The 25,644-nt window shown below is 65.9% G+C and carries 21 protein-coding genes; 14 read left to right on the top strand and 7 right to left on the bottom strand.

The window, feature by feature from the left end; translation table 11 throughout:
- Window positions 1-8 precede the first annotated feature (8 nt).
- On the top strand, window positions 9-908 hold the full coding sequence (locus ACO054_RS09700; RefSeq protein WP_421710233.1) for a polyprenyl synthetase family protein: 900 nt from the start codon (window positions 9-11) through the stop codon (window positions 906-908).
- 77 nt (window positions 909-985) lie between these two features.
- Here the strand turns inward: ACO054_RS09700 and ACO054_RS09695 are convergent, their stop codons facing one another.
- Window positions 986-1,654 carry an ABC transporter substrate-binding protein gene (locus ACO054_RS09695; RefSeq protein ID WP_421710232.1) on the bottom strand — a complete coding sequence of 223 codons (669 nt, stop codon included), beginning with the start codon at window positions 1,652-1,654 and terminating at the stop codon, window positions 986-988.
- 99 nt (window positions 1,655-1,753) lie between these two features.
- Between ACO054_RS09695 and ACO054_RS09690 the strand changes: the two genes are divergently transcribed.
- The 3 genes from ACO054_RS09690 to hpnH all read left to right on the top strand — a co-directional run bounded on the left by ACO054_RS09690 (window position 1,754) and on the right by hpnH (window position 6,829).
- Window positions 1,754-4,390 carry an MMPL family transporter gene (locus tag ACO054_RS09690; RefSeq protein ID WP_421710231.1) on the top strand — a complete coding sequence of 879 codons (2,637 nt, stop codon included), beginning with the start codon at window positions 1,754-1,756 and terminating at the stop codon, window positions 4,388-4,390.
- Window positions 4,387-5,376 carry a hopanoid-associated sugar epimerase gene (hpnA, locus tag ACO054_RS09685; protein ID WP_421710230.1) on the top strand — a complete coding sequence of 330 codons (990 nt, stop codon included), beginning with the start codon at window positions 4,387-4,389 and terminating at the stop codon, window positions 5,374-5,376. Before ACO054_RS09690 ends, hpnA begins: the two co-directional genes overlap by 4 nt.
- A 235-nt stretch (window positions 5,377-5,611) precedes the next feature.
- Window positions 5,612-6,829: an adenosyl-hopene transferase HpnH gene (hpnH, locus tag ACO054_RS09680; protein ID WP_421710229.1), complete on the top strand. Its 1,218-nt coding sequence runs from the start codon at window positions 5,612-5,614 to the stop codon at window positions 6,827-6,829.
- Here hpnH and ACO054_RS09675 read toward each other — a convergent pair.
- The 6 genes from ACO054_RS09675 to hpnC all read right to left on the bottom strand — a co-directional run bounded on the left by ACO054_RS09675 (window position 6,791) and on the right by hpnC (window position 14,126).
- Complete coding sequence (locus tag ACO054_RS09675; RefSeq protein WP_421710228.1) at window positions 6,791-7,489, bottom strand: hypothetical protein; 699 nt, start codon at window positions 7,487-7,489, stop codon at window positions 6,791-6,793. The genes hpnH and ACO054_RS09675 overlap by 39 nt on opposite strands.
- Before the next feature lie 27 nt (window positions 7,490-7,516).
- Window positions 7,517-9,454 carry a squalene--hopene cyclase gene (shc, locus tag ACO054_RS09670; RefSeq protein WP_421710227.1) on the bottom strand — a complete coding sequence of 646 codons (1,938 nt, stop codon included), beginning with the start codon at window positions 9,452-9,454 and terminating at the stop codon, window positions 7,517-7,519.
- 234 nt (window positions 9,455-9,688) lie between these two features.
- On the bottom strand, window positions 9,689-10,609 hold the full coding sequence (gene hpnD / locus ACO054_RS09665; protein ID WP_421710226.1) for a presqualene diphosphate synthase HpnD: 921 nt from the start codon (window positions 10,607-10,609) through the stop codon (window positions 9,689-9,691).
- 51 nt (window positions 10,610-10,660) lie between these two features.
- A complete protein-coding gene (locus tag ACO054_RS09660; RefSeq protein ID WP_421710225.1) occupies window positions 10,661-11,908 on the bottom strand; it encodes a glycosyltransferase in 1,248 nt (415 codons plus the stop codon).
- Window positions 11,908-13,194 carry a hydroxysqualene dehydroxylase HpnE gene (gene hpnE / locus ACO054_RS09655; RefSeq protein WP_421710224.1) on the bottom strand — a complete coding sequence of 429 codons (1,287 nt, stop codon included), beginning with the start codon at window positions 13,192-13,194 and terminating at the stop codon, window positions 11,908-11,910. Before hpnE ends, ACO054_RS09660 begins: the two co-directional genes overlap by 1 nt.
- Window positions 13,191-14,126: a squalene synthase HpnC gene (gene hpnC, locus ACO054_RS09650; protein ID WP_421710223.1), complete on the bottom strand. Its 936-nt coding sequence runs from the start codon at window positions 14,124-14,126 to the stop codon at window positions 13,191-13,193. The genes hpnE and hpnC overlap by 4 nt, the downstream gene beginning before the upstream one ends.
- Window positions 14,127-14,330: 204 nt before the next feature.
- Here hpnC and ACO054_RS09645 point away from each other — a divergent pair, with 204 nt between their 5' ends.
- The 10 genes from ACO054_RS09645 to ACO054_RS09600 all read left to right on the top strand — a co-directional run bounded on the left by ACO054_RS09645 (window position 14,331) and on the right by ACO054_RS09600 (window position 25,643).
- A complete protein-coding gene (locus ACO054_RS09645) occupies window positions 14,331-15,236 on the top strand; it encodes a class I SAM-dependent methyltransferase (protein WP_421710222.1) in 906 nt (301 codons plus the stop codon).
- The gene (locus ACO054_RS09640) at window positions 15,229-16,047 is read left to right on the top strand and encodes a TrmH family RNA methyltransferase (RefSeq protein ID WP_421710221.1); all 819 of its coding nucleotides are present in this window, start codon (window positions 15,229-15,231) and stop codon (window positions 16,045-16,047) included. The genes ACO054_RS09645 and ACO054_RS09640 overlap by 8 nt, the downstream gene beginning before the upstream one ends.
- Window positions 16,044-16,484, top strand: a complete 441-nt coding sequence (locus ACO054_RS09635) for an NUDIX hydrolase (protein WP_421710220.1) — start codon at window positions 16,044-16,046, stop codon at window positions 16,482-16,484. Before ACO054_RS09640 ends, ACO054_RS09635 begins: the two co-directional genes overlap by 4 nt.
- Before the next feature lie 136 nt (window positions 16,485-16,620).
- A complete protein-coding gene (locus ACO054_RS09630; protein ID WP_421710219.1) occupies window positions 16,621-17,211 on the top strand; it encodes a sigma-70 family RNA polymerase sigma factor in 591 nt (196 codons plus the stop codon).
- Window positions 17,212-17,301: 90 nt separating this feature from the next.
- Window positions 17,302-18,315, top strand: coding sequence for a FecR family protein (locus ACO054_RS09625; protein ID WP_421710218.1), 1,014 nt, complete (start codon window positions 17,302-17,304; stop codon window positions 18,313-18,315).
- 168 nt (window positions 18,316-18,483) lie between these two features.
- Window positions 18,484-18,978, top strand: a complete 495-nt coding sequence (locus ACO054_RS09620) for an RNA polymerase sigma factor (RefSeq protein ID WP_421710217.1) — start codon at window positions 18,484-18,486, stop codon at window positions 18,976-18,978.
- A 64-nt stretch (window positions 18,979-19,042) separates the two neighbouring features.
- Entirely contained in the window at window positions 19,043-19,951 is a 909-nt protein-coding gene (locus ACO054_RS09615; protein WP_421710216.1) for a FecR family protein, read from the top strand.
- 111 nt (window positions 19,952-20,062) lie between these two features.
- Window positions 20,063-22,360 (top strand): TonB-dependent siderophore receptor, encoded by a 2,298-nt coding sequence (locus ACO054_RS09610; RefSeq protein WP_421710215.1) that lies wholly within the window; start codon window positions 20,063-20,065, stop codon window positions 22,358-22,360.
- 443 nt (window positions 22,361-22,803) lie between these two features.
- Entirely contained in the window at window positions 22,804-25,248 is a 2,445-nt protein-coding gene (locus ACO054_RS09605; RefSeq protein WP_421710214.1) for a TonB-dependent siderophore receptor, read from the top strand.
- Window positions 25,249-25,316: 68 nt separating this feature from the next.
- A complete protein-coding gene (locus ACO054_RS09600; RefSeq protein WP_421710213.1) occupies window positions 25,317-25,643 on the top strand; it encodes a hypothetical protein in 327 nt (108 codons plus the stop codon).
- Window position 25,644: the final 1 nt, after the last annotated feature.

Genomic DNA, 25,644 nt, shown 5'->3' with positions numbered 1-25,644 from the left:
GGGGGATCATGGACGGGGGAGACGACGCCCTGGCGCAGCGGCTGCAGGCCGGCGCGGCGCAGCTGGAGGCGACTTTGGAGGCGCTTTTGCCCGCCTCCACCGCGCCCTATGCCACAGTCATCGAGGCCATGCGCTACGCAAGCCTGGACGGCGGCAAGCGCCTGCGGCCTTTCCTGGTTCTGGAAAGCGCGGCCCTGTTCGATGTGCCGGTCGAGCGTGCCCTGCGCGCCGGTGCCGCCGTCGAGATGGTGCACTGCTACAGTCTGGTGCACGACGATCTTCCGGCGATGGACGACAGCGATCTGCGCCGAGGCCGCCCGACGGCGCACAAGCGCTTCGACGACGCCGTTGCCATCCTGGCAGGCGACGGTCTGCTGACCGAGGCCTTCGCCGTTTTGGCGGACCCGGCGACGCATCCCTCCGCCGAGGTTCGGGTGGGGCTGGTCGCAGCCCTAGCCCAGGCCAGCGGCAAGGACGGGATGGTCGGCGGTCAGATGATCGATATCTCGCCAGAGCGGCACGGTCTCGATCTCCAGGGTATCAAGACGTTGCAGGCCCTGAAGACCGGCGCTCTGATCGGCTTCTCCTGCCAGGCCGGCGCGATCCTGGGACAGGCGTCCCCGGAGGAGCACGCCCGCCTGACCGGCTATGCCGCCGATCTGGGCCTCTGTTTCCAGATCGTCGACGACCTGCTGGATATCACCTCGACGGCCGAGGATCTGGGCAAGCCGGCGGGGCAGGATGTCGAGATGGGTAAGGCGACCTTCGTCGGCATGCTCGGTTTGGAAGGCGCGCGCGCCGAAGCCCAACGGCTCGCCGACTCGGCCTCTCAACGACTGGAGCTTTTTGGCCCTCGCGCCAAAACCTTGCGGCAACTCACCCGCTTCGTGCTCGAGCGCTCAAGCTGATATCGACTCCGATGCAGCCTTCGGCCTTTTCGCGCCGTCTGTCCGACATTCGGGACGATTTGGGATGTGCCGGCCGTCTAGTTGGTCTGTATCGCCTGGCCGGACAGTCGGTCGACCTGCTGGGCGATCTGGTCGAACAGGAGCCTGACACCGCCGTTGCGAAGAACGGAATTGAATTCGCTGCGCCGGAGCGCCAACTCGCTGATGTTGCCGTCGAGGTAGACGTCGATGATCCGCCACTCCCCCGCTTCGGTCCGATGCATCAGGTAGTTGATCGCGATTACGTTGCCCTTGCCGGTGATCAGACGGTTCTGGACGATAGTTCCGCCGCGCGGAGCCTCGCTGGTTCCCTCTATCTGCCAGCTTTCGCCGGAGTAGCCGTCGAAGCGCGCCGCGAAGGTGGAGACGCTCAGGTCCGTGAAGCGGGCCACCAGTTCCCGTTTTTCTTCGTCGCTGAAGCGCTGCCAATAGCGACCGGCCGCCAGACGTGCCATGGCGGAGAACTCAAACGTCTCGGTCAACACTGGAGCCAGGAAGTCTTGCCGTCCTTGAAAACCGAGCTTCTCGGCGTTCTGCATAACATGCAGCAAGGCCTCGTTGACGGCCTGTACGGTTTCGACCGGAGAGCTGTCGGCCTTGGCCGAAGCCGCGATGGGCGGTGAAGCCATGATCATCAGAGCGGCAAAACCAGCCGCCGCGAGCAAGCCGCCGAACAGTCTGCGACGATTGGCGAAAGATCGGGCCAAGGTATCTTTTGCGGCAGGGAACACGTGGAGACTCCAAATGGCGGTCGCGACGATTCTACATACGACAGATCCCCGAGCCGACCAAACATCGGGGCAAGGATGACTGCCGTCAATCCGCGACGGGATTGGTTGGCAGGGTGGCTCGACCGACTGCAGCGCCGAGCCTTGCCAGTCCTACTTCTGGCCAGCCTCTTCACGGCAGCCTGTTTATGGTACGTGGCCGAGGGCCTGGGTATCGACACCGGGACGACCGATATGATCGCCTCGGACGTTCCCTTTCGGCAGAACGACAGTCGATTCGACGCGCTCTTCCCACAGTTTTCGGACACGATTGTGGCGATTGTCGAGGCGCCGACGCCTGAGGACGCCTCCCAGGCCGCCGGCGCGCTGGCGCTGCGCCTGTCGAATCGCCCGGAGCTTTTTCGTGACATCTACCAGCCGGGCAGCGAGCGGATCCTTGCCGAAGCCGGTCTTCTCTACCTCGACGTCGACGAACTCTACGACCTTTCGGATCGGTTGGTGGCGGCGCAGCCGCTGCTCGCTCAGCTTGCCGCTAGACCGGACATCGGCGGGCTGTCCCAGGTCTTGTCTCAGGCGCTTCGGCAACCGCAACTCCTAGCCGAGGGTGAGGCCGCCGAAGCGCTGTCCGGCCTGCTTGAGGAGGTGGCACAGGTGGCTGAGGCCCAAGCCGAGGGGTGGCCGCTTGCCCTGTCCTGGCAAGGTTTGATCGCCGGCGACACCGATCTTCAGGCGTCGAACCGTCGTTTTCTGATCGTCCGACCGGAGTTGAGCGAAGGTGTCTTGAAACCGGCGGCGGCCGCCATCGAAGCGTTGCGCGCCGAAATCGAAGCCTTGGGTTTGACGTCGGCCAACGGGATCACCGTCCGACTGACCGGAACGGTGGCCTTGAATCATGAAGAGTTGAAAGCGGTCGAACTGGGCGGTTCGACTGCCGGACTGCTCTCCTTGTTGCTGGTGGCCCTGCTGCTCGCGATCGGCCTCAGGTCTGGCCGCCTGGTTTTCGCGATGGTTGTAACGCTTCTGGTCGGCCTGGTCTGGACCGCTGCTTTCGCGACGCTGACCGTCGGCAGTCTCAATCTGATTTCCGTTGCCTTCGCGGTGCTGTTCATCGGCCTCGGCGTCGACTTCGGCATCCATGCCTGCCTGCGCTACAGGGAGGAGTCGCGAGGGACCGATTCGCCGCTTCCCGCCGCCTTCTGCGCGACCGGTCCGGGAATTCTGCTCTCGGCCATCTGCGCTGCGGCAGGCTTCTTCGCTTTCCTGCCGACCGACTACAAGGGGCTGGCCGAGCTGGGCCTGATCGCCGGCGGTGGGATGATCATCGCCTTGATCGCGACCTTCACCATTCTGCCCGCACTGCTGACGGTCTTGCCCTTGCGCGCTGCCGTCGGCGCGCCGCTGCGCGGCGGACAAGGCGGCCATGAGCGCGAAACCGGCGGGCGCAGCCGCCTCCGTTTGCCGCAGAAGGTGACCTTGGCTCTGGCGGTTCTCCTGACGCTCGGGGCGGTCGCGAAGGCGCCGAGCAGCGAGTTCGACTTCGATCCGATCAATCTGAAGGACCCGGTCTTCGAATCCGTTGAGGCCTTTTTGGAGTTGGCGGACTCGACCGAAACCACCCCCTACCTGATCCAGGTGGTCGTGGAGGACCCCGCGCGTTTGCCAGAGTTGGCCCGGGAGCTTGCCGCCTTGCCGGAGGTCGGCAGCGTTCGCCAGCTGTCCAGCTTCATCCCGCGGGGACAGGACGAGAAGCTGCCTGTGCTGGACGATCTGGCTTTCGTTCTGCAGGCGCTGCTTCTTTCGACTCCAAGTCGCGCGGATCGCGATGCGGCGGAGCTGGCTGGCGACTACGCCCGTTTGCGGGAGACGGCTACCGCCGCCGCCGAGCTGGCGGCTCCGGTCGGTCCGGCCGCTGCCCGGATGGCGGCGTCGCTGGAGCGCCTTTCGCAGCGGCAGGAGGCTCCGGCGGCGGAGCTGGACGGCCGGCTGATGCGTCACTTCCCGGCGGCTTTACAGCGTTTGCAGACCGCTCTCTCGGTGACCGAGCCGATCACGCGGGCCGCTCTGCCGCCTATGCTGGTCAGCCGCTGGCAAGCGCCCAACGGTGCCGAGCGCCTGGAGCTGCGTCCGGCGGAGCCGGTGCGCAGCAATGCCGATCTGCAACGTTTCGCCTCGGCCGTTCTGTCCGTCGCGCCCCAGGCGACCGGCGCGCCCGTCATCATCAGCGGTGCGGCCGAAGCGATCCTGACGGCCTTCGTAACGGCCAGCGGCTTGGCGTTCTTCGCCGTGTTGGTGATTCTGACCGTGGTTCTGCGTCGGCCCGTCGAGATCGCGCTGGTTGCCCTCACGCTGTTGCTCGCGGCGCTCTGGACGGCGGGTGCGGCGGCCTTGCTGGGACTGTCCTTCAACTTCGCCAACATTATCGCCCTGCCGCTGCTGTTCGGCCTGGGGGTCGCCAGCGCTATCCACTTCGTGCTGCGGCTGCGTGAGGAGGGGAATGGCGAGGCGGTGCTGCGCAGCTCCACCTCCTCGGGTGTGCTTTTCTCGGCTCTGACCACCATGGCGGCCTTCGGAAGCCTGGCCGTCTCCGGCCATCGCGGCATGGCCTCCATGGGGGAACTGCTGACCCTGGCCATAACGGCGACGCTGATCGCGACCCTGGTCGTGCTGCCGGCGATGATCGACCTCCTGGCGCCTCGGCGGAGGGCCGGGACATGACGGTGCTGATTACCGGGGCGAGCGGCCTTGTCGGGTCGGCCGTTACACGCAACCTTCAGGCCCACGGCCACAAGGTTCGGGCCCTCCTGCGCAGCGGGAGTCCCCGACTGAACCTCCGGAACCTGCCGGTTGAGACCGTGATCGGCGATCTGCGCGAGCCGAAGTCCCTGACGGCGGCCCTGCGGGGTTGCTCCGGCTTGATTCATGCGGCGGCCGACTACAGGCTCTGGACCCGCGATCCCTCGGAGCTCTATGCCACCAACGTGGAGGGTACCCGAACGCTGTTGCGACTGGCGGCTGACGCCGGTGTGGAGCGGATCGTCTACACCTCGAGCGTGGCCACCCTGCGGTTGACGGGCAGTGAGACGCCGGCGGACGAGACTTGCGAAGCGACGCTCTCGGACATGACCGGCGACTATAAGCGCAGCAAGTACCTGGCCGAACGGGTCGTTCTGGAACTGGTGCGCGACGAGGGTTTGCCCGCGATCATCGTCAGCCCCAGCTCGCCGATCGGCCCCGGTGACGTCAGGCCGACCCCCACCGGCCGGATCATTCTGGACGCCGCCCTGCGCCGTATGCCGGCCTATGTCGAAACCGGCCTCAACGTCGTTCACGTGGACGACGTCGCCGAGGGGCATCGCCTGGCGCTGGAGGATGGGAAACTCGGTGGAGTCTATATTTTAGGTGGAGAAAACAAGACTCTAAAGGAAATTCTTGATATCGTAGACGAGCAGATGGAGTGCCGTCAGCGCCGTCTCCGGCTGCCGCATCGCCTCGTCCTGCCCTTGGCCTACGGCGCCGAAGCCTGGGCGCGACGGTTCGGAGGGCGTCCCTTCGCCACGGTCGACGGTGTCAAGATGGCCAGCCAACCAATGTATTTTTCCTCCGCAAAGGCTGAGGCGACGCTGGGGTATCGACATCGCCCGGCGCGCGAGGCGATTGCCGATGCGCTTGCGTGGTTCAAAACACACGGTTATCTGCAGTGAGTGGAAGAGTCGTTTGTTTTGGCGCTCTCCGCGACCGGTCTTGCGGCGCGGCGAGGGCTACGGTCTGGACCGGATTGCCGGTCCCGGCGTTCGTTCGGGGGCTTCCGGCTATATCCCTACGATCGGCGGGGTGGACTGTCTTGCCAAGAAGGTTCATCTTCCCGGGCCGCAAGAGGTTGAAATCCCGTCGAATCGGGAGGTGACCCTCACGCGGCCGGGTTCGATCCTTTCAGGAATGGCCGACCTTCCGGGTTGGTCTGGCTTCGCCGATGGAGAGTTCTACGTGGCAGTTCCTTTGCGTCAGCACCTTGCCATTGGTTGGTACATCTTCAAACAGAAGCTCCGGGGCAACGAGCGCTACCCGCTCGTCCTCATGCTGGAGCCGCTGTTCCAGTGCAATCTGGCCTGCGCCGGCTGTGGCAAGATCGACTATCCGAAGCAGATTTTGCATCGCCGACTGTCAGTCGAGGACTGCCTAGCCTCGGTGGACGAGTGCGGCGCGCCCATGGTCGCCATTCCCGGCGGCGAGCCTCTGCTGCACAAGGAGATCGGTGAGATCGTCGCCGGCATCGTGAAGCGGCGCAAGTTCGTCTCCCTCTGCACGAACGCGCTGCTGCTCGAGAAGAAACTGCACCTCTTCAAGCCCTCGCCCTACCTCTTCTTCTCCGTTCACCTCGACGGCCTGAAGGAGGAGCACGACGCCTCCGTCTGTCAGGACGGCGTCTTCGACCGCGCGGTCAAGGCGATCAAGACGGCGCAGGAGAAGGGCTTCCAGGTCAACGTCAACGCCACGATCTTTGACGGTATGAAGCCGGAGCGGGTCGCGGCCTTCCTGGACTACACCCGCGACATGGGGGTGAACGGCGTCACCATCTCGCCGGGTTTCGCCTACGAGCGGGCGCCCGATACCGAGCACTTCCTGAGCCGGCGGAAAACCAAGCAGCTGTTCCGCGACATCCTGGCGCGCGGCAAGGGCAAGAAGTGGCAGCTCAGCCATTCCTCCCTGTACCTCGACTTCCTGACCGGCAACCAGGAGTACCGCTGCACGCCCTGGGGCATGCCGACCCGCAACATCTTCGGCTGGCAGAAGCCCTGCTACCTGCTGAACGAGGGCCACGCGCCGACTTTCAAGGCGCTGATGGAAGAGACCGACTGGGACAGCTACGGCACCGGTCGCTACGAAAAGTGCGCCGACTGCATGGCCCACTGCGGCTATGAGCCGACCGCCGCGATGGATGCGGTGAAGAACCCCTTCAAGGCCCTGAAGGTCGCCCTGCGCGGCCCGCGCACCGACGGCCCCATGGCCCCGGAGATCCCCTTGGATCAGCAGCGGCCGGCGGAATACGTCTTCGAGGATCTGGTCGCCGAAGCCATGACCAACTCGGACAAGCGCGCCGCCGAGGAGCGGGCTCGCTCAAAAGGCGAGGGGGCGAACCAGCAGGCGGCTCAGTGAAGCTCGCGCCGCGCTGCGTGCCCGCGCCAGATTGAGCAGGTCGGGCAGGGCGCCCGGGTTTCGTAGCAGACCGAGCAGCAGTTTGGTCATACGGGTCTGGCCGTTGCTCTCGTCGACAGCCGTGATCGCGAAGGCGGGTAAGCTGGCTTGCGCGTCGTCGAGGACCGCCCGGATCACCGCGAAAGGCAAACCGGCCTCGCCGGCGGTCTTGCCGACCAAGGCGCTCTCCAGATCGACGGCGACGGCGCCCGTGGTTTCGGCCAGTCGGCGTTTGGCGGCGGGTTCGGCGGCGACTTCGGTGGGCGTCGTGATCGCGCCGCCATGCAGGCTCAAGCCGAGCGACTCTGCCGTCTCGACGATCTGCTGTCTGAAGGTCGGATCGCAGGGGAAACCTTGACCCTGGGGCCCGAGGGCTTCTGTTGCGATCACAAGGTCGCCAGCCTTGAGGCCGTTCGTCAGTCCGCCGCAGTAGCCGAACGACAGCAGGTGGCTGGGTTGACCGCGCAGGAGATCTGGAATGCGGCGGGTCGCCGCTTCGAAGGTGCCGCCGCCGACCACGATCTGGGGGGCTTGCGGCCAGGAGCGGCTAGCGCTGCGGAGCAGATCGGCCTCTTCGGCGAGACCGGCGAGCGCCGCCAACGATACCTTGCTGCGTGTCACAGTCCTCCAGCGACGTCCCGACGCCGGTTACATCCCGACATCGATTTCGCCGGAGTTGCTGCGCTGTAGGTTGGCGTAGCGGGCCAGGGCCCAGAGCGGAAAGTAGGCCGCGTAGCCGTGGTACTTCAGATAGAAGACCTTGGGGAAGCCGGTGCCGGTCCAGAAGGGTTCCTCCCAGCGCTCGCCCTCGCGCGGGGCATCCACGAGATGCGCCACGCCCTTCTCCACCGTCGCACTGTCGACTTCGCCGGCGGCCATCAGGCCGAGCAGGGCCCAGGCCGTCTGCGAGGCCGTCGAGCCCTGGCTCGCGTCCTTTCGGTCGGCGTGATAGCTGTCCAGGCTCTCGCCCCAGCCGCCGTCGGGCAGCTGCTTCGACTTCAGCCACTCGACGGCCTTGGTCACCTCGGGCCGCGTCATGTCGAAGCCGATGGCGTTGAAGGCGCAGAGCACCGACCAGGTGCCGTAGATGTAGTTGGAGCCCCAGCGTCCGAACCAGGAGCCGTCGTCTTCCTGCTCGCGCAGCAGGTAGTCCACGCCCTTGGCGACGGCGGGGTGGTCCAGGCCATAGCCGAGCTGGCCGAGCATCGAAAGGCAGCGCGCGCTCACGTCCGCCGTCGGCGGATCCAGCAGGGCGCCATGATCGGCGAAGGGGATGTGGTTCAGATAGTAGTGGGTGTTGTCGGCATCGAAGGAGCCCCAGCCGCCGTTGGCCGACTGCATGCCCAGGATCCAGCGCGTCGCCCGCTCGATCGCCGGCTTGTAGCCCTCGGGGTCGGCCCGGTGCAGCGCCATAACCACCACGGCTGTGTCGTCGAGATCCGGGTAATGGGCGTTGTTGTATTGGAAGGCCCAGCCGGAGGGCTCCAGGTCGGGACGCTGAAGAGCCCAGTCGCCCTTCACCTCGGTCACCTCGCGCTCCAGCAGCCAGTCGGCCGCCTTGCGCAGGGCTTCGTCGCGACCTGGCAGCCCGGCTTCCTGCGCCGCATGCATCGCCAGGACCGTGTCCCAGATCGGCGAGACGCAGGGCTGGCAGTAGAGGGTATCGCCACGGTCGTGCAGCAGGTTCTTGATGGACTGCTTGGCGACCGCGAAGTTGGGATCTTCGTTGGCGTAGCCTAGCGCGTCCAGCATCATCACCGAGTTGGCCATGGCCGGAAAGATGGCGCCCAGGCCGTCTTCGCCGTTCAGCCGCTCCAGGGTCCAGTCGACGGCCTTGTCGATGGCCCGCTGACGCGCACCGGCCGGCATCAGCGGCTCAACCGTGCGCAGTACCCGGTCCAGGTTCACGAAGGCTGCGCCCAGTACGGTCCCGTCGACGTTCGCGATGTAGTGCCGCTCGTCCTCGGGCGCCGTGACGAAGAGTTCGCGAATGTGGACGCCGCGCGGATTGCGCGCCTGGGGCTTCAGGGCCATCAGGACAAGCAGCGGCACGATGACGGTGCGCGACCAGTAGGACACCTTGCTGAGGTGAAAGGGCGACCAACGCGGCAGGTGCATGATTTCCACCGGCATGACCGGGACGGCCCGCCAGGGCACCTGACCGAAGAGCGCCAGGGCGATCCGTGTGAAGACGTTGGCCTTGGCCGCGCCACCGGCCTCCAGGATGCGCTGCCGCGCGGCTGCCATGTGGGGCGCGTCGATGTCTTCGCCCGTCAACTTCAGCGCGTAGTAGGCCTTGACGGTCGCCGAGATGTTCATCTCGCCGCCGTGGAACAGCGGCCAGCTTCCGTCCGGATTCTGAATTTCGCGAAGATGCTTGGCGATCTTCACCTCTTCGGCCGGATCGATCTCGTCCAGATAGTGCTGGAGGAAGATGTATTCCGCCGGAATCGTGGCGTCGGGCTCCAGCTCGTAGAGCCAGTGGCCGTCGAAGTGCTGGCGTCCGAGCAGTCCGTCGCGCACTTCCGCAACCGTTGAATCCACACGGTCCAACGAAGGCCTGTCGTCGAACGCCGGCATTGCCATGCTAAAGGAACCTTCCCCTACATCACTGCCCGAGCCGCTCCAGCCTGCCTGAGACAGACGGTTGGAACGCCATCGAGACCACACAAGCCTTCGGTCGAGCCAGCGCAACCTTGATGAGAGAGTCGGCCCCGACTCCGACTCTGTTGCGCCGCAACACAAAGAACCCGGAATATGCCTTCTCGTAGGCGCGAAAACAACCTTTCATCCCAATCCCTTAGTGATCTCCCTCAGGGGTCACAGGAGACCGTAGCGCAGGGCGATCCAGAGCTTGCGGCCTTTCGAGAGCTTTACGGAGGCGCCGTCGATCCGCCAGCCGGCCGCCTGCATGCGCAGCAACTGTTGCCAATAGACTTCCATCATCACGATGGCCGTCTTCGGTTTGCGCCGGCAGCGGCGAATCAAGGCACGGCTGCGCGCGAAACGGGCCAGGGCCAGGTCCGCCAGGCTGTTGCAGACTTGGGGCAGGGCCGGATGCGCCAGAACAGCGCCGGCGTCGCGGGACTCGATCCCGGCTTCGTGCAGAAGATTCTCCGGTAGGTAGAGGCGGCCGCGTTCCGCATCTTCCGCGCGGTCGCGCAGGATGTTGGTGAGCTGCAGCGCTTCGCCCAGGGTGACCGCCAACTCCTGCGCATTGGCGTCGCGCTCGTCCAGCACCTCGAGGGTCAGAACGCCTACGGCGCCTGCGACGCGGCGGCAGTAGAGCTCCAGGGTCGGCCAGTCGGGACCTTGCAGGGAGTCCAGCAGGTCCATCTCCATGCCGTCGATCAAGGCCAGGAATTCGCTCTGGGACAAGGCGAAGCGGCGAATCGGATCGACCAGAGTCAGGGCGATCGGATGCGTCACCGGCTCTTGCGCATAGAGGCGCCCGATCTCGTCTCGCCAGGTGGCAAGTGCGGCGCGGCGGTCCTCCAGCGGACCGGGTTCGTCGGCGATATCGTCGATCTCGCGGCAGAAGGCATAGACCGCGAACATGGCGCGCCGGCGGGGTGCGGAGAGAAGTTTCAGCCCCCAGACGAAGGAGGTTCCGGCGGCCGCCACACGCTCCCGGACCCAGGCTTCGGCCTGATCGCTCGGCATGGCCGGTGCCTTGAAACGGGCACCGAAGTCTATAACGGGCTGGGGGGCAGCGTGGTCTGTGGTCATCAGGGCGGTCATGAGGGCGGAATCCGGTAAAGGCGGGCAATCTGGCGAAAGGGAGCGTTCGGTTCAACGGGGATCGGTCGGATCTTGGCGCACCGCTGCGCCTTGTCCCGGAACGGCTGCCTGGACACGCCCCTTCCAGCTGCCGCCGCGACCGCCGTAGTACCGCCGGGCGGAGTCGAGAGTCATCCCGGTATAGAGACCCGCAGCCAAAGGGAGAAGCAGCGCGAGCCAGAGGGGTTGGCGATACTGGCGAAGTGTCGGCAGCAAGGCCAGCGTCATCGCCAGCCAGGCGGCCAGCGCCGCTAGCGCAGCCGGCATCACGCCATGCAGGGGCCAGGTCAGGGCGATGATCGGCGGCACGAGGTAGATCAGCAGCATCCCGATCAGCGTTCCGGCCAGCAGCCAGGGCGAATGGAGAAGCTGGGTGTAGGCGCTGCGTGCGACCATGCGCCAGATTTCGCCAAGGCTTTCGTAGGCCCGCGCCGAGCGGGCATGGCCGCTGGTGCCCAGCCAGATCCGCCCGGCCCGGCCCAGCGCGTCGGCCGGCCGGCCGCGCTGCTTGATCGCCAGGCCGATGGCGCAGTCGTCGATGATTCGGTCGCGCACGGCCGCCAGTCCGCCAGCGCGCGAGAAGGCGTCGCGGCGCAGCAGAAGACAGCCGCCGGCCGCCGCTGCCGTGCGTGCCGTCGGATCGTTGACCCAGCGGAAGGGATAGAGCTTGGCGAAGAAGAAGACGAAAGCCGGGATCAGCAGCCGGTCCCAGAAGGACCAGCAGGCCAACTCGACCATCTGTGAGGTCAAGTCCAGATCCTCGTTCTCGGCCTTGGCGACCAGACAGCGCAGGTTGTCCGCATCGTGAAGGATGTCGGCGTCCGTGAACCAGAGATACTTGGCGTCCGGCAGGAGGCGTTCGGCCTCTCCCTGGGCCGCGTTGAGCGCCCAGAGCTTGCCCGTCCAGTCCTCGGGCAGCGGCGGCGGTGCGATCACGTGCAGGCGGTCTTCGGCTTGCAGATCGACGGCCAGTTTGCGGGCCAGATCGCCGGTGCCGTCGTCACTGGCATCGTCGGCGAGAACGATTTGGAAGGCGCCGGCGTAGTCCTGGGTCAGAACGCTCCGCAGGCTCTGCGGCAGGACATCGGCTTCATTGCGCGCCGGAATACAGACGGCGACGGCGGGCCAGGCCCGCTCCCGCTGTGCCTCGGGCGGGCAGACGAAGCGCTCCCGCCCGCGCCAGAAGCCGCCCCGGAACAGCAGCAGGACGATCCAGATCGACAAGGAACCTGCGGCGAGGCCCGTCAGTAGAGCACCCATCAGCCGGCGGCTCGGTCCGACAGAAGTTGCAGGATCAGGTCGGCCGCCGTCTGGCCCGAGGTGACGGCGCCCTCGATGGTCGCCGGTAACCCCGTGTCCGTGTAGTCGCCAGCCAGCAGCAGGTTCACGGGGCCGGCGGAGGGCTTGGGGCGCAGACGTAGGTTGGCCGGCGTCTGGCTGAAGGTCGCCCGCTTTTCCTTCACGATTCGAATTGGGAGCTGCGGCTCCGGCGGCAGGGCGAGCGCCCTGGCGACGTCGGGCCAGAGCCGTGCCGCCAGCTCCTCGGCCGGGCGATCCGTCCAGCGGTCGGCCGCGCTGACGGTGACGGAGGCAAGGCCGGGGCGCAGGAAGATCCACTCCGCGACGCCGCCCACAAGTCCCAGGATCCCAGCTCCCTCGGGAAGCTTCGCGGTTTCGGGCACGGCGATATGGGCATTGACGATGGGGTCGCTGCCCTGGGGCAGCGGCACCTCGGGCAACAGATCCGCTGTCACGGGCGGCGGAGTGGCCAGGATGACCCGCTCGCCTGCCGCCAGCTCGACGCGCTCCGCGCCGAAGTCGAGCGCTGCGACGCCCTGGTCGTTCCGCTCCAGCCCACGCAGGCGCAGGCCATGGCGTAGGTGACAGCCTCGGGCCTCGAGGGTCCGCAAGGCCGGTTCGACCAGGCTGTCGTCCAGACTATCGCGCGCGATCAGCGGCTTGCAGTGGGCCGCGCCCTTGAGGAAGGTCTCGGCCAGGACGGTCCAGAGCAGCCGCGCGGAGGCACGTTCCGGCGCGGCGTTCAGCACGGCTACGGTCAAGGGGCGCCAGAAGCGGGTATCCGCCGGCTCGGCCCGTCCGACGGCCTCGGCCACGGTGCCGTCGGCGCCAGCCAGGCGCAGATTCACCGCTTTCAGAAAGTCCACCGCCCGGGTGCCGGGAATGCGTTTCGAGGGCTGAAAGACCCACCAGGCGATGGGACCTTGGCTGGGCTCCAGCCGCCAGGTCTCCCCGCTGGCCAGGTCCAGGAAGGGCAGGGGCCCCTCCGTCGGCGCGATCAGACGGTCGCGGGCGCCGATCTCCTCCAGGTAGGCGAGGGCCGCGCGGTTGGCCGAGAGCAGCAGGTGATTGCCGTTGTCGATCGTGCGTCCGATCACGGGGTCGTGGTAACTGCGGCAGCGGCCGCCGGCGCGGGGCGCGGCCTCGTAGAGCGTCACCGGAACGCCGGCGCCGCTCAGACGCACGGCGGCGGCCAGCCCGGCCAACCCGGCGCCCACGATGTGAACCCTGGCTGCGTCTCGTGTCATGGCGCGTGGCGGCTCTCGCCGGCCGGGGTTGGGCGATGACCGCCGGGCAGACGCCGACGCAGCAGTTCGCGGGCCGCACCGACGGCGGCCTGCCCCGCTAGGGCCGGACGGCTCAGTTCGACCCGCAGGGCCACCGGATCCTGCCGCCGGAGACGCGCGGAAAGCTTCCAGGCCAGTCGGGTAATGGCTGCAGATTCAAGGGCTAGACGTGTGTCTTTCAAGTTTGGCGCCAGCTCGTCCGCGCGGCGCAGCAGGGCCTCCGTCGCCTCCAGACAGCGGTTGAGCACCCGCCGCAGGCCCGGTGTCGCCGCCGTTGCGGTCAGGTCGTCCAGGGAGGCGCCTTCCTCGGCCAGCCAGTCGGCCGGCAGGTAGACGCGATCCATCTGACGGTAGTCCTTCGCACAGTCCTGCAGGTGGTTGAGCACCTGCAGGGCGGAGCAGAGGGCGTCGCTCGCCGGCCAGCCGTCGCGGTCCTCGCCATGCAGATCCAGCAGATAGCGGCCGACCGGATTGGCCGAGACCTCGCAGTAGCTCATGAGGTCGGCCCAATCGGCGGTGCGCGGCTTGACCGCGTCGCGCGAGAAGGCCTCCAGCAGGTCGAGGCCGTGACGGATCGGCACGTCGGTCTCGGCCAGGCTGAGGCGCAGCCGCTCGGCCTTGGCGACCTTACCCTCCGGCGGCGTCTCGCCCTTCAGGGTCGTGCCGAAGGCGGCCAGCCGGCGCAGCTTGTCCTCCGGCGCCAGGGCCGGGTTGTCGGCGATGTCGTCGGCGGCGCGGGCGAAGGCGTAGAAGGTCGCCACGTGCGGACGCAGCCGGCGTGCGATCAGGATCGACCCGACGGGAAAGTTCTCTCCATCGGAGCCCTTGCCCGAGGGCGTTTCGACGGTGGAGGTCGCGTCGGCGGCGTTTTTAGCGGAAGACTCGGCAGTCATGATCCGCAGACTAGAGCGCTATCATCGTCCACGGAAGCGGGTTCGCGCCGGCCTGTGACGCGGGTCACGAGTCGGCCCACGAGCCGGATCGCGCACCGGCGGTGGACTTTCCCTGGCGGCTGCGCGAGAGATGAGGGCCGTCGCCACGTTCGTTCTGGAGATCCGATCATTTCCGCTGACCCTGCCCGCATCGAGAGCCTGCCCGTGACCGGCGGTGCCGGTCTGCCCTCTCTTCGTCTGCTGGTGACCGAAGGCTGGGACGGCTACGCCCTGCTGGACAGCGGGGCCGGTCGCAAGCTGGAGCGTTTCGGTCGCTACCGGGTCGACCGGCCGGAACCGCAGGCCATGTGGACCCGCCGCCTGCCGGAGAAGGACTGGGCCTCCGCCGACGCCGTCTTCGTCGGCGACAGCGAGGAGGGGGACGGCCGCTGGCGTTTCAAGGATACGCAGTTGGAAAGCTGGAACAGCGGCTACGGCGGGGTCGCCTTCCACGGCCGTTTCACGCCCTTCCGCCATGTCGGCTTCTTCCCGGAACAGGCACCCCATTGGGACTGGATGTTGGAGCGTCTCAGCGCGCGGGGGCAAGGAGCCTCCGCGCCGCCGCGCCTGCTCAACCTCTTCGGCTACACCGGCGTCGCCTCGCTGCTGGCGGCGGCGGCCGGTGCTGAGGTGACCCATGTCGACGCTTCCAAGAAGGCCATCGGCTTCGCGCGGGAAAACCAGGCTCTGGCCGGGCTGGAGGAGCGGCCGATCCGCTGGATCTGCGACGACGCGCTCAAGTTCGCGGCGCGCGAGGGCCGGCGCGGGCGGCACTACGACGGCATCCTAGTCGACCCGCCCAAGTTCGGACGCGGTCCGAAAAACGAGACCTGGCAGCTCTTCGAGAACCTGCCGGAGATGCTGCAGCTCTGTCGGGATATCCTGGCGCCCGAGCGCTCCTTCTTGATTCTGACCGCCTATGCGGTACGCGCCTCTTTCCTCTCGCTGTATGAACTCTGCGCCGAGACCTTTCCCGAGGCCGCCTTGCAGTCGGGCGAGCTGGCGCTCCGCGAGCAGGGCGGCGGGCGCCTGCTATCCACCTCTCTCTTCACGCGGGTGAGCCGTGACTAGAGCTATCGAAGCCCGGCTGGTCACCAGCCCCGCCAATCCCGAGATCAAGCGGATCCGGGGACTGGCGCTGCGCAAGAAGCGGGAGGAGGAGAAGCTCTTCGTCGCGGAGGGCCTGCGCCACGTGACGGAGGCGTTGGAGGCCGGCTGGCCCCTGGAAACGCTGGTCTACCAGGCGGAGGCGGCGCAGCGCCCGAAGCTGGCCGAGGCGCTGGCGGCGACCGGGGCGGCCGGCGGGCTTTGCCTGGAGGTGACCGAGGCGGTGCTGGCGAAGATGACCAAGCGGGACAATCCGCAGATGGTCGTCGGCGTCCTGCGCCAGCGTTGGCAGGCGCTGGAGAACCTGCGGCCCGGCAAGCTCTGGATCGCGCTGGAGACGGTGCGCGACCCCGGCAACCTCGGCACGATCCTGCGCACCGCTGACGCCGTGGCCGCCGACGGCGTGATCCTGATCGGGGAGACCTGCGACCCCTACAGCCCGGAGGCCGTGCGCGCCTCCATGGGGTCCATCGTTCGGGTGCCACTGGTGCGGGCGACCCTGGATCAGTTTCTGGCCTGGCGCGCCGGCTGGCCCGGCCTAGTGGTCGGCACCCATCTCTCGGGTCAGGCCGACTATCGCGAGGTCTCCTACGCCGCGCCGGTCCTGCTGCTCATGGGCAACGAGCAGGCGGGCCTGACCGAGGTCGCGGCGGCGGCCTGCGACCGTCTGGTGCGCATCCCCATGGCCGGGGGCGCGGACTCCCTCAACCTCTCGGTCGCCACCGCCGTGATGCTGTTCGAGATCGCGCGGGACCGGCTGCGGCTTGTGCCGTGACCGGCGCGCCGGACAGGCCGGTTCTCGCCGCGCTTGCCGTCGCCGTCCGGGGGCCTTCGGTCGTGCTCATCAAACGGCGCAACCCGCCGGACGCCGGTCTCTGGGGCTTTCCCGGAGGCAAGGTGGATCTGGGCGAGACGCTCGCCGCCGCCGCCGAGCGGGAGCTGCGCGAGGAAACGGGGATCGAGGCCGAGGCCCTGGAGAGCTTCGGCGCGCTCGACATCATCGGACAGAGCGGCGAGGGGCGCCTGACCCATCACTTCGTTCTGGTGCCGGTCCTCTGCCGCTACATCGGGGGCGAACCCCGCGCAGCCGATGACGCGCTGGAGGCCGAGTGGTTCGAGATCGCGGCGCTCGATCCCGCTGTGCTGCCCATGAGCAAGGATGTAGTGCCGGTCGCCCGGGAGGGGGCTCGCCGTCTGGCGCGCTTCGGCTGATGCCGGCGCGGCGGAGGAGTGCGGTCACCCAGACGTTGAGAATGAATCGCAACATGGTTACAGTCCCGCCTTCGGTTTTATCCGACGACGATCCCGTCCGACCCGTCGAGAGGCGGACCGCTGGAAAGGCCGCAGCGTGAAGCCCGATCCCTGGGTGCTCGAAATCTACCTTACCCACCGCTCCGCACTCGTGGACTACGCCGTCCCCATCGTGGGCTGCCGCGCAAGGGCCGAGGACGTGGTCCAGGACGCCTTCCTCCGCTACAGCGCTCAGCAGGCGGTCGGGATGGCGGATGGGACGTCGGATGGGACGTCGGATTCGGGACAGGCCATCGCCCACCCTGTCTCTTACCTCTACCGCATTGTCCGCAACCTGGCGCTCGACGGGCTGCGCCGCTCCGCGGTTTCCGGCGAGGCGGCGGACGAGGCGGCGCTCGCACGTCTGCCCACTGCCACGGCGACACCGGAACAGACGACGCTGGACCGCGACCGGCTGCGTCTGCTCGCCGAAGCCCTCACGGAACTGCCCGAGCGGACGCGCATTGCCTTCGACATGCACCGGATCGAGGGCCGGAGCCTTCAGGATGTGGCCGACCGTCTCGGCGTTTCCGTCGTCCGCGCGCATCAGCTCGTGAAGGATGCGCTGCGTCACGCCTCGCTCAGGCTGGACGACGAGGATCGTGATGCTCCCTCGCTGCCCCGCAAGCCGGCGCGCGGCGACCGCTGAAATTGCCGGGTGGTCAAACGTCTTATCAAGTATGACGCCCTATGCGACAAACGCCGCCTTGGGTTTTCTCAATCGGATGCGAAGTCAGCCATGACCGGCCGCGACGCCGAACAGGACCCGATCCGCGAAGCGGCCCTAGATTGGCTGCTCGTGATCGAGGCCGCGCCGGACGATTCCGCTCTGCGTGCGGCCGCGCTTGCCTGGCGGCAGGAAGACCCTGCGCATGAGACGGCCTGGCGGAGCGTCACGCGGGCCTGGAGACTCGCCGGGAACCTGTCGCCCGACTATGCCGAACGAACGTTGAGAGCGCGGCCGTCCAAACCGTCGCCCGACTCTAGCCTTCGTCCCCCAGCATCGGGACGCCGACCCGTCTCGCCTCTGCGCCGCGTCGCGCTCGCTGCGACGGGGGCTGCCGTGGCAGCCTGTCTGGCGGTCTTCGCGCTGGAGCCGCTGCGTCTGTCCATCGAGGCCGACTACACCACCGGCGTCGGCGAGACGCGCAGGATCGTCCTGAACGACGGCAGCGCGGTGTATCTCGATGCCGAGACTGCGGTCGCGGTCGACTATGGCCCGGCGGGGCGGAGCGTGAGACTGCTGTCGGGCCAGGCTTTCTTCGAGGTGGCGAGCGCCCCCGAACGGCCCTTCACAGTGCCGGCCGACGGCCTGTCCGTGACCGTGACGGGAACTAGCTTCGCCGTTGGCCGAGGCGCCGCCGAGACGTCCGTCGCGGTGCAGTCGGGAACCGTGGAGGTGGCATTGAACGCTCCTGACGGCGAGCCAGCCCGGCTAGCGCGCGGCGACCGCCTGAGCCTGACGCGGGAGAGCGGCGATGTCGCGATGAGCCGGGTGGATCCGGACGAGGTGGCCTCCTGGCGGAGTGGCCGGCTCTCGGTGGACGGCATGCTTCTGGCCGATCTGGTCGAGGCCCTGGACCGCTATCATCGCGGCGTCATCTGGCTCAGAGACGCGGAGCTTGCGTCTCGGCGGGTCACGGGCGTGTTCAACCTGCAGGATCCGGTTGGCGCACTGACGGCCGCCGCCGAGACGCAGGACGCGGAGGTTACGGTCGTTACGCCTTACCTAGTGATCGTCACGACCCGCTAGAACAGAATTGCAGCGCGCGAGCCGGCGTGGCGAAATCCCGGCGTCGATTAGCGTTTGCCCGACCTGTCGAAACCGACTACTCATGTTGAGACAAATCGATTGAACAACAGCGTCGTAACTCCCGCTAGCCGCCGCCCGCCGGATTCGACCTAGTCTTGAACGGGCGGGATGGTGCGACCACCGAAGCTTCGGGACCTTCGAGCGGATCGCTTCGCCTCGCAGCGCGGCGACCTGGAGCGTCTGGCGCAGGGCATGACGGGCTGCCGGTCGGTTGCGGAGGATATCGTTCAAGAGAGTTGGCTGCGTCTTCAGCGGACCGGTTATACGGATGAAGACGCGCCGTCGGTGCTGCCGCGCATCGTCAGAAACCTCGTCTACGACTGGCTGAGACGTCGGCGTCGGGAGCGCCGGGCCTTCGAGGATATCCGTCTCGACAGGGTCGCGCCCGACGTGGAGACGGTGGCCATCAACCGCGAGGAGCTCTCGCTGGCGCGGGATGCGATAGACGCCTTGCCGGACCGTACCCGGCGTGCCTTCCTGATGAGCCGCATCGAGGGGATGACCTATGCGGAGATCGGCCGCCAACTGGGCATATCGGCGCCCAGGGCCCATCAGTTGGTGCACCAGGCGCTCAGCCGCATAGCGCTGCACCTCGATCGCTGAAACTGTGCGAAGAAGGCCGCGGAGGCCTGAATGCGCATCGGGTGTTTTCTGTTCGGAGGCGGTTTTGGCGTCGCCAAGTCCCAATCGACAAGAGCTGATCGAAGAGGCCGCAGCGATCTTCCTGCGCATCCGCGAGGCGCCCGGTGACCCGGACGCCCTCGCGCGTAAGCAGGCGTTTCTGGCCCGGGGACCGGAGGCTCGCTCGGCCTACGACGTCGTGACACGCGCCTGGTCGGCCTCGTCGCCGCCGCAACGCCGACGGACGCCGAAGCGGCTGGCCGCAGCCGCCGTCGCGGCCACAGCTGCCGTCTTCGTCGGCGTCTTCCTCTATCCCGAGGCCGCGCTGCGGTGGGGCGCCGACCATGCCACGGGTAAGAGGCCGGAGACGGTCGAGCTGTCGTCGGGCGATGTCGCGTATCTCGATGCCGGCAGCGCGCTTGCCGAGCGGATCGACGACAGGCGCCGCCGTGTGGAGTTGCTCGCAGGGACGGCCTTCTTCGAAGTCGCATCGGACAGCCGCCCGTTCGAGGTGACGGCGGGCGCGATCACCGCCCGTGCGCTGGGGACCGCCTTCGAAGTGTCGGAAGGCGTGAAGGGGGTCGCGGTCTCCGTCGCGGAGGGCAGGGTGCAGGTCGAAACCGAGGGCGCTTCCTGGCGGGTCTCGGCCGGCGAACGGCTGAGGAGCGTTGGCGGAAACGTGACCGTCGTTCCAGTCCGCCCGCGCGATGTCGCGTCCTGGCGCCGCGACCGCCTTGCCGTCGATGGCGCCCAACTGCGGGAGGTGACCCAGCTTCTGGACCGGCGCGTTGCCGGCCGCATCGTCTTCCTGGACGAGGGGCTGGGCGATACGCGCATCGTCGGGAGCTACGACCTGAGCGACCCGATGTCCGCGCTCCGCTCGGCGGCGGCGCCGGCGGACGCGACCGTGATCGACGGCTCTCCGCTTCTCATCCTGATTACGCCGAAAGACTGATTGCCCCGAAAGAAGATTCTTTCGCGACGCCCCTTAACGAACGGGGTCCTGCGTCGTTGTTGACTGGAAAGCGCGCGACGACGCGCCGGAACGGCAACGAGGACCCGGATCATGAAGACCACCATCAGCCTGTGCGCTGTCCTGGCGATGGCCATGGCGATGACCGCGATGCCGAGTCCCGGTTTCGGTCAGGAGGCGGCACGCCTTATCGACATTCCGGCGCAGCCGCTCGCCGCTGCGCTGACGGAACTGTCGGAAGAGACGGGCTTGCAGGTCACGGCGCCGTCCGTGCTCATCGACGGTCAAAGTGGCGCCGCCGTCTCGGGCGAGCTGACGCCTCTCCAGGCGCTGTCGCAGCTTCTTCAGGGTACCGGGCTGGCGGTAGAGGATCTCGGGGCCGACGGCGTCGTGATCGTGGCAGGCGCGGAAGGTCGAAGCGACGAGGGGCCGCTGGTTCTCGATACGCTCTCCGTCACGGGATTGAGAGACAGAACGGCCCAGGTCGGTATCTTCGGCGAGCAGAATCAGCTCGACATCCCCTACAGCGTCCAAAGCTTCAGCGAAGAGCAGATCGAACTGGTTCAGCCGAAGTCAGTCATTGACGTACTTGAACTGGACCCTTCGGTCAGACCGACCGTAACGAGTTTCGCGATAGGCGAGAACTACATCATCCGCGGTCAAAATCTCTTCACAAGCGAGTCGCTCGTCGATGGGCTTCCGGGGATGGTGCCGGTACGAAGAAATAGCACGGCAGCCTATGACCGCGTGGAGCTGTTCAAGGGGCCCAGCAGCCTTCTCAACGGAGCTCCGGTCAACGGCAACAGTGCCGGACTCGTCAACTATATTCCCAGAAAAGCGCAAGAGGTAAGCTTCACGCGCGCTGGCGTCGACTATGAATCCGTTTCGCTGTTTGGCACGAGTGTCGACACCAACCATATGTTCGAAAACATCGCTATCCGCGGCTTCGCCACGGTCAGAGGCGGACAACCCGGATTCGACGAGACGGACTTTTCCGAGACCGTCATAGGAGGATCGATCGGATACTTCGGAGATACCGTCCAGGCGGATCTGAATTTGCTTTACCAGGAGCAGGATCTCACAGGCGTAAATCCGATCATCTTTCCAAGAAACTCGTTTCTTCTCGACCCACCTGACAGAAACGAGAACGTCTTTGACGACGATCTCACCTTCGAACACCGGGTTTTTACCGCGATCGGAGGCGTCCAGTACCAACCTGCCGACTTCGTCAATCTCTATGCAAAAGGCGGCTTTTTGAAAGGCAGGGATGAGCAGTTAGGTGGACTGTTCTTCATAGAAAACGACAATGGTGACGGCACGGCCGAGCCACTTCTCGACTTTGCCGACACGCAGAACTTTGCGCTTCAGTCGGGCGCGGACATCGACTTCACAACAGGGCCGGTGAACCACACCTTCGTCATTCGTGGCGACTACTTCAACGGTTCACGCGACTTTGGCGGGGGGCCAATCGCAAGCTTTCCATCCAACTTGTATGACCCTGTGCCGACAAACATCGTCAGTCCCGGATTTGGTTCGGAAACGGACTTCAACGATCAGAGGTTTTGGGGCGTTTCCTTTTCCGACCGTTTGAGTGTTTTCGACGACCGCCTCACGGTCACTCTTGGCGCAAGGTATCAAAGATACAATCTCTCTTCGTCCTTCAACGGTACGATAAAGGCGGATGAGCTGTCGCCTGCGGCATCCGCCGTTCTCAGGATTCATGAAACCTGGTCCGTTTACGCATCCTATATCGAAGGGCTGGGGTCGCCGTCCTCTGCGACGAGTCTGGCGGCGAACTTTCCGGCGGCCTTGGCTCCACCGGTAACCGAGCAGATCGAAGTGGGCACGAAGTACCGTGGAGAGCGGTTCGATGTGTCTCTCGCTGTTTTTCAAACCACGGTTCCCAACCGGTTTCTCGATCCCGTCACCAACGTCGACGACTACAATGGAGAGAACCGGTATCGCGGTGTCGAGGTGATCGTCGACGCGCGCCCCATCGACCCGCTTCGCGTCAACGCCGGCGTTCTCTTCCTAGATGCGGAGCAGCTGGAGACGGCGGGAGGGCTTCAGGACGGCTTGCGTCCTCAGGCCTCCCCGAGCTGGTCGGCAAGTCTTTTTACGTCGTACGACGTCACCGACTTTGCGACGGCCTTCGGGCGCATGATCTACACGGGCAGTTCGTTCGTCGATGCGCGTGAGATCTACGAGGTCGATGCAAACGTTCGGTTCGACCTCGGAACAACCTTCGACCTCGAATTCGACGACCGCGTGGTTTCGATGACCGCGGCAGTGGAGAACGTCGCCGATACCGACGACTGGATCATCGGTCGTAATTTTGTAAGCCAGCATCGGCCGAGGACCTTCAAGCTCTCGCTATCGACGGAGTTCTAGGGCGATGCAGACTGGTGGTTTCTTTTGGCAAGCGAAGGCGAGCCGCCGCCCCGATGCGTCGTTTCGGAAAGCCGATGGCCAGCCGCGCGTCTGGATGTCCAAGGGCAGGCAGGAGGCGCAGCGAGCCAGGGCCAGGGGAGATGTGGGATCTCCGGCCAAGCGGCTTGAGGCTTTCGAAGCCATCGCCCGGAAAAAAGTTGACGCCATGCCCTTAAACTTCCGCGGCGCCATTCGTCCTAAGCCCGAAGATGCGAGTGCGACTGGGTCGCAGTCGCGCTGTATCGCTTCGGAGGGGGACGGTCATGGGGGCGGCAGGAACAGGGGCAGACGGCCTGGAACGCAAGAGCGTCGGTGGGGCGTCCGGTGCCTCTCCGTGGTGGCGTGCCTTGCTTGCGACGGTCGCCGCCGTGGGGCTCTGCGCTTCGGGCGCCTTGGACCCTGCGGTGGCCGGAGATTGGCAGGATCGCCTGCGGGCGCTGGAGCGCGGCGCGCCGACCCAGACCGAACTCGAGGGGTTCCATCGACAGCTCGCCCGGGCGACGCAGGAAGCGCAGGCTGCGGAACAACGCGACTTCGATATCCCGCCGCAAGCGCTTGCCTCCGCGCTGAGACTCTTCGGCCGGCAATCCGGCCTTCAGGTCGCGGCCGACAGCGGTTTGCTTGCCGGGCTTCAGGCGCCGGGACTGCAGGGCCGCTATCTGCCGGAGGAGGCCTTGCGGCGCCTGCTGCTGGACACGGGCGTCACCTTTCGGTTCTCCGGAGATGACACCGTGACGTTGGAGCCAGTCGTTGCGCGGCAGAATGACGGGACACTGCGATTGGGACCTGTGATGGTCGAGGGCGAACTGGACCCGCTGGCTCCGCCGGCGACCGGAACCATCGGCTCGCCGCCGCCGGCCTTTCCCGGCGGACAGGTGGCGACGGGGCAGCAACTCGGTCTGCTGGGCAATCGCGACAGGTTGGAAACGCCGCTGAGTACGACCAGCGTAACTGCAGATCTCATCCAGAACCAGCAGGCGACCGACAGTTATCAGGTCATCCAGAGCCTTCCTTCGCTTCAATCTTACACCTCACCGAACCAGGGCGTGACGTTTATCCAGTCCCGCGGTGTTGAGGTATCTAGTAGCGCAATCGGGTTCGATGGGATCACGAACCTTTTCTCTGACACGCAGCCCTCGCTTGTTGGCATCGAACGAATTGAATCTCTGAGAGGTCCGACGGCCCTTTTCTCAGGTTTATCGTCTCCGTTTCTTTCGGTGGCGGGAGGCGTCGTTAACTTCGTTCCAAAGCGCGCGACCACAGAAGATGTCACCTCGGTGACGGCTGGCTACCAGTCTGACGCTATCGGTTATGGGCAGTTCGACTTCGGTCGTCGCTTTGGCAAGGAAAACGAGTTGGGCCTACGCCTCGGCGGAGAGTACTTAGGCGGCGACACTCAAGCCGATTTCAACGAGCGGCGCCAACGCGGGGTCGCGCTCGCTCTGGACTACAATAAGGATGCGCTCCGCGCCGTTTTGGATCTGCGATACAACGAAGTTGAGCAAGACGGGCCAACGCGGGAGTTTTCCAGTGTGGCCGGTCCGACGATCCCGACGAACTTCGATGCGGATACGAACAACAATCAGCCCTGGGCTTTCTTGGATCAAGATACGCTGCTCGGCGCCCTGCGCGTCGAATACGATCTCTTGAGCGAAACGACCGCTTTTGCCGTGGCCAGCGGCGCTATCCATAACCGGTCCAGCTCGACGGGAGTCGCGAGCAGCCTTCAACCGAACGGGGATTTCACGACAAATGTCATTAGCTTCCGAGATGATGGCAATCTGAACGGCAATCTCGAAGGCGGCCTTCGCTCGAGATTCACCACCGGCCCAGTGAGCCACACTATGGTGGCGGCTGTGAATTACGGGGTCTTCGAAGAAAGGTTCGCTCTCGCTGGATTCGATCCAGCTCAGGCGTTCCAGAACAACATCTTCGATCCAATCGTCGTTCCCGATCCGGACATCCAGGTCGACAAGGCCGTCGGGCCGACGCTCGAAGTTGAGCTATTCGGTATAACACTCGCCGATACGTTTGGTTTCTTCAATGATCGGCTTCAAGTCACTGCGGGTGTTCGATACCAGGACATAAAGATCGAAAATTTCAGCGCCATTACGGGCGACCGGACCTCTCTATCCGAGGGCAGTCGATACTCTCCCGGCGTCGGCGTTCTTTTCCGGGTAAATGACGGTCTCTCCGTTTATGCCAATTATCTGGAGGGACTGAGCAGTGGTGGCACCGCGCCTCTGACGGCGGCCAACCCAGGCGAACAGCTCGGACCGATCGTCTCGGACTCCATCGAAGTCGGCGCCAAGTTCAATATCGGGACGATCGGCGTCGATGCCGCGCTGTTCCAGATCCGGGACACCACGAGCGGCGTCGACCAGAACACCAATATCTTCGGCGAGGTCGGCGAAAATCGCATTCGAGGATTGGAGGTTACGGCTTTCGGTGAGATTGTCGGCGACTTACGTCTCTTGGGCGGTGCAACCTTCTACGACTCCGAAATCACGGAGTCCGGTAATCCTGAAAACGTCGGGCAGGACGGGCCGGGCATACCCGACTACGTGCTGGCGCTCGGTCTCGAGTACGACGTTCCTAAGCTCCACGGCCTGACCCTGACCGGCGGGGTCAGGCATCAGGGCGAGGCCAAGGTGGCCCTTGGAAACGACGTCGAGATTCCGGCCTGGACTACGGTCGACCTTGGGGCACGCTACAGCTTCGACAGATACACGGCGCGGTTCGGTGTCGAGAACCTGTTCGACGAAACCTATTTCAACGGAAGGCCTTTTGGGGGACTGGTGCTTGGCCTCCCGAGAACGTTCCTGGCGTCAGTCAGCGCAGACTTCTGACTCGCCACTTGATGCAACGCCCCCGGCTTTTTGTGGCGAGGTCGAAGGGTTTGGTTTGGAGACGCAAGATGGGTCTGGCCTGGATGGCCACAGCACAGATAGACGTCGGTGCGTTCTGGCAGCGCGCACTCCCGATCCTGCTGCGCGTCGTAGCTGGCGTTCTCGGCAGCTATCTTCTGGCCGCCGGCGTTTCGGCGCTAGCGGCGGAGGCTTTGGCGCGGGTCCTGCCGCCGAGCGAGGCGGTGGTGCTGATGGCGATGTTGGCCTTTCTCATCTACCTCGCGCTGCTGATCTGGGCTTTCGCGGAGCGGCGTCTGCTGCGGGTGCTGTTGGTCCTGGGCGTCGGCGGTCCGCTGGCCTTTGCCGGACAGTGGCTGGTCGGGACGGCCGCCTGAC

Origin of the sequence: Algihabitans sp., assembly GCF_965226985.1 — a bacterium.
Lineage (GTDB): Bacteria > Pseudomonadota > Alphaproteobacteria > Kiloniellales > DSM-21159 > Algihabitans.
The sequence above is the reverse complement of the archived record's forward strand: the minus strand, read 5'-3'. Positions and strand labels throughout refer to the sequence as shown.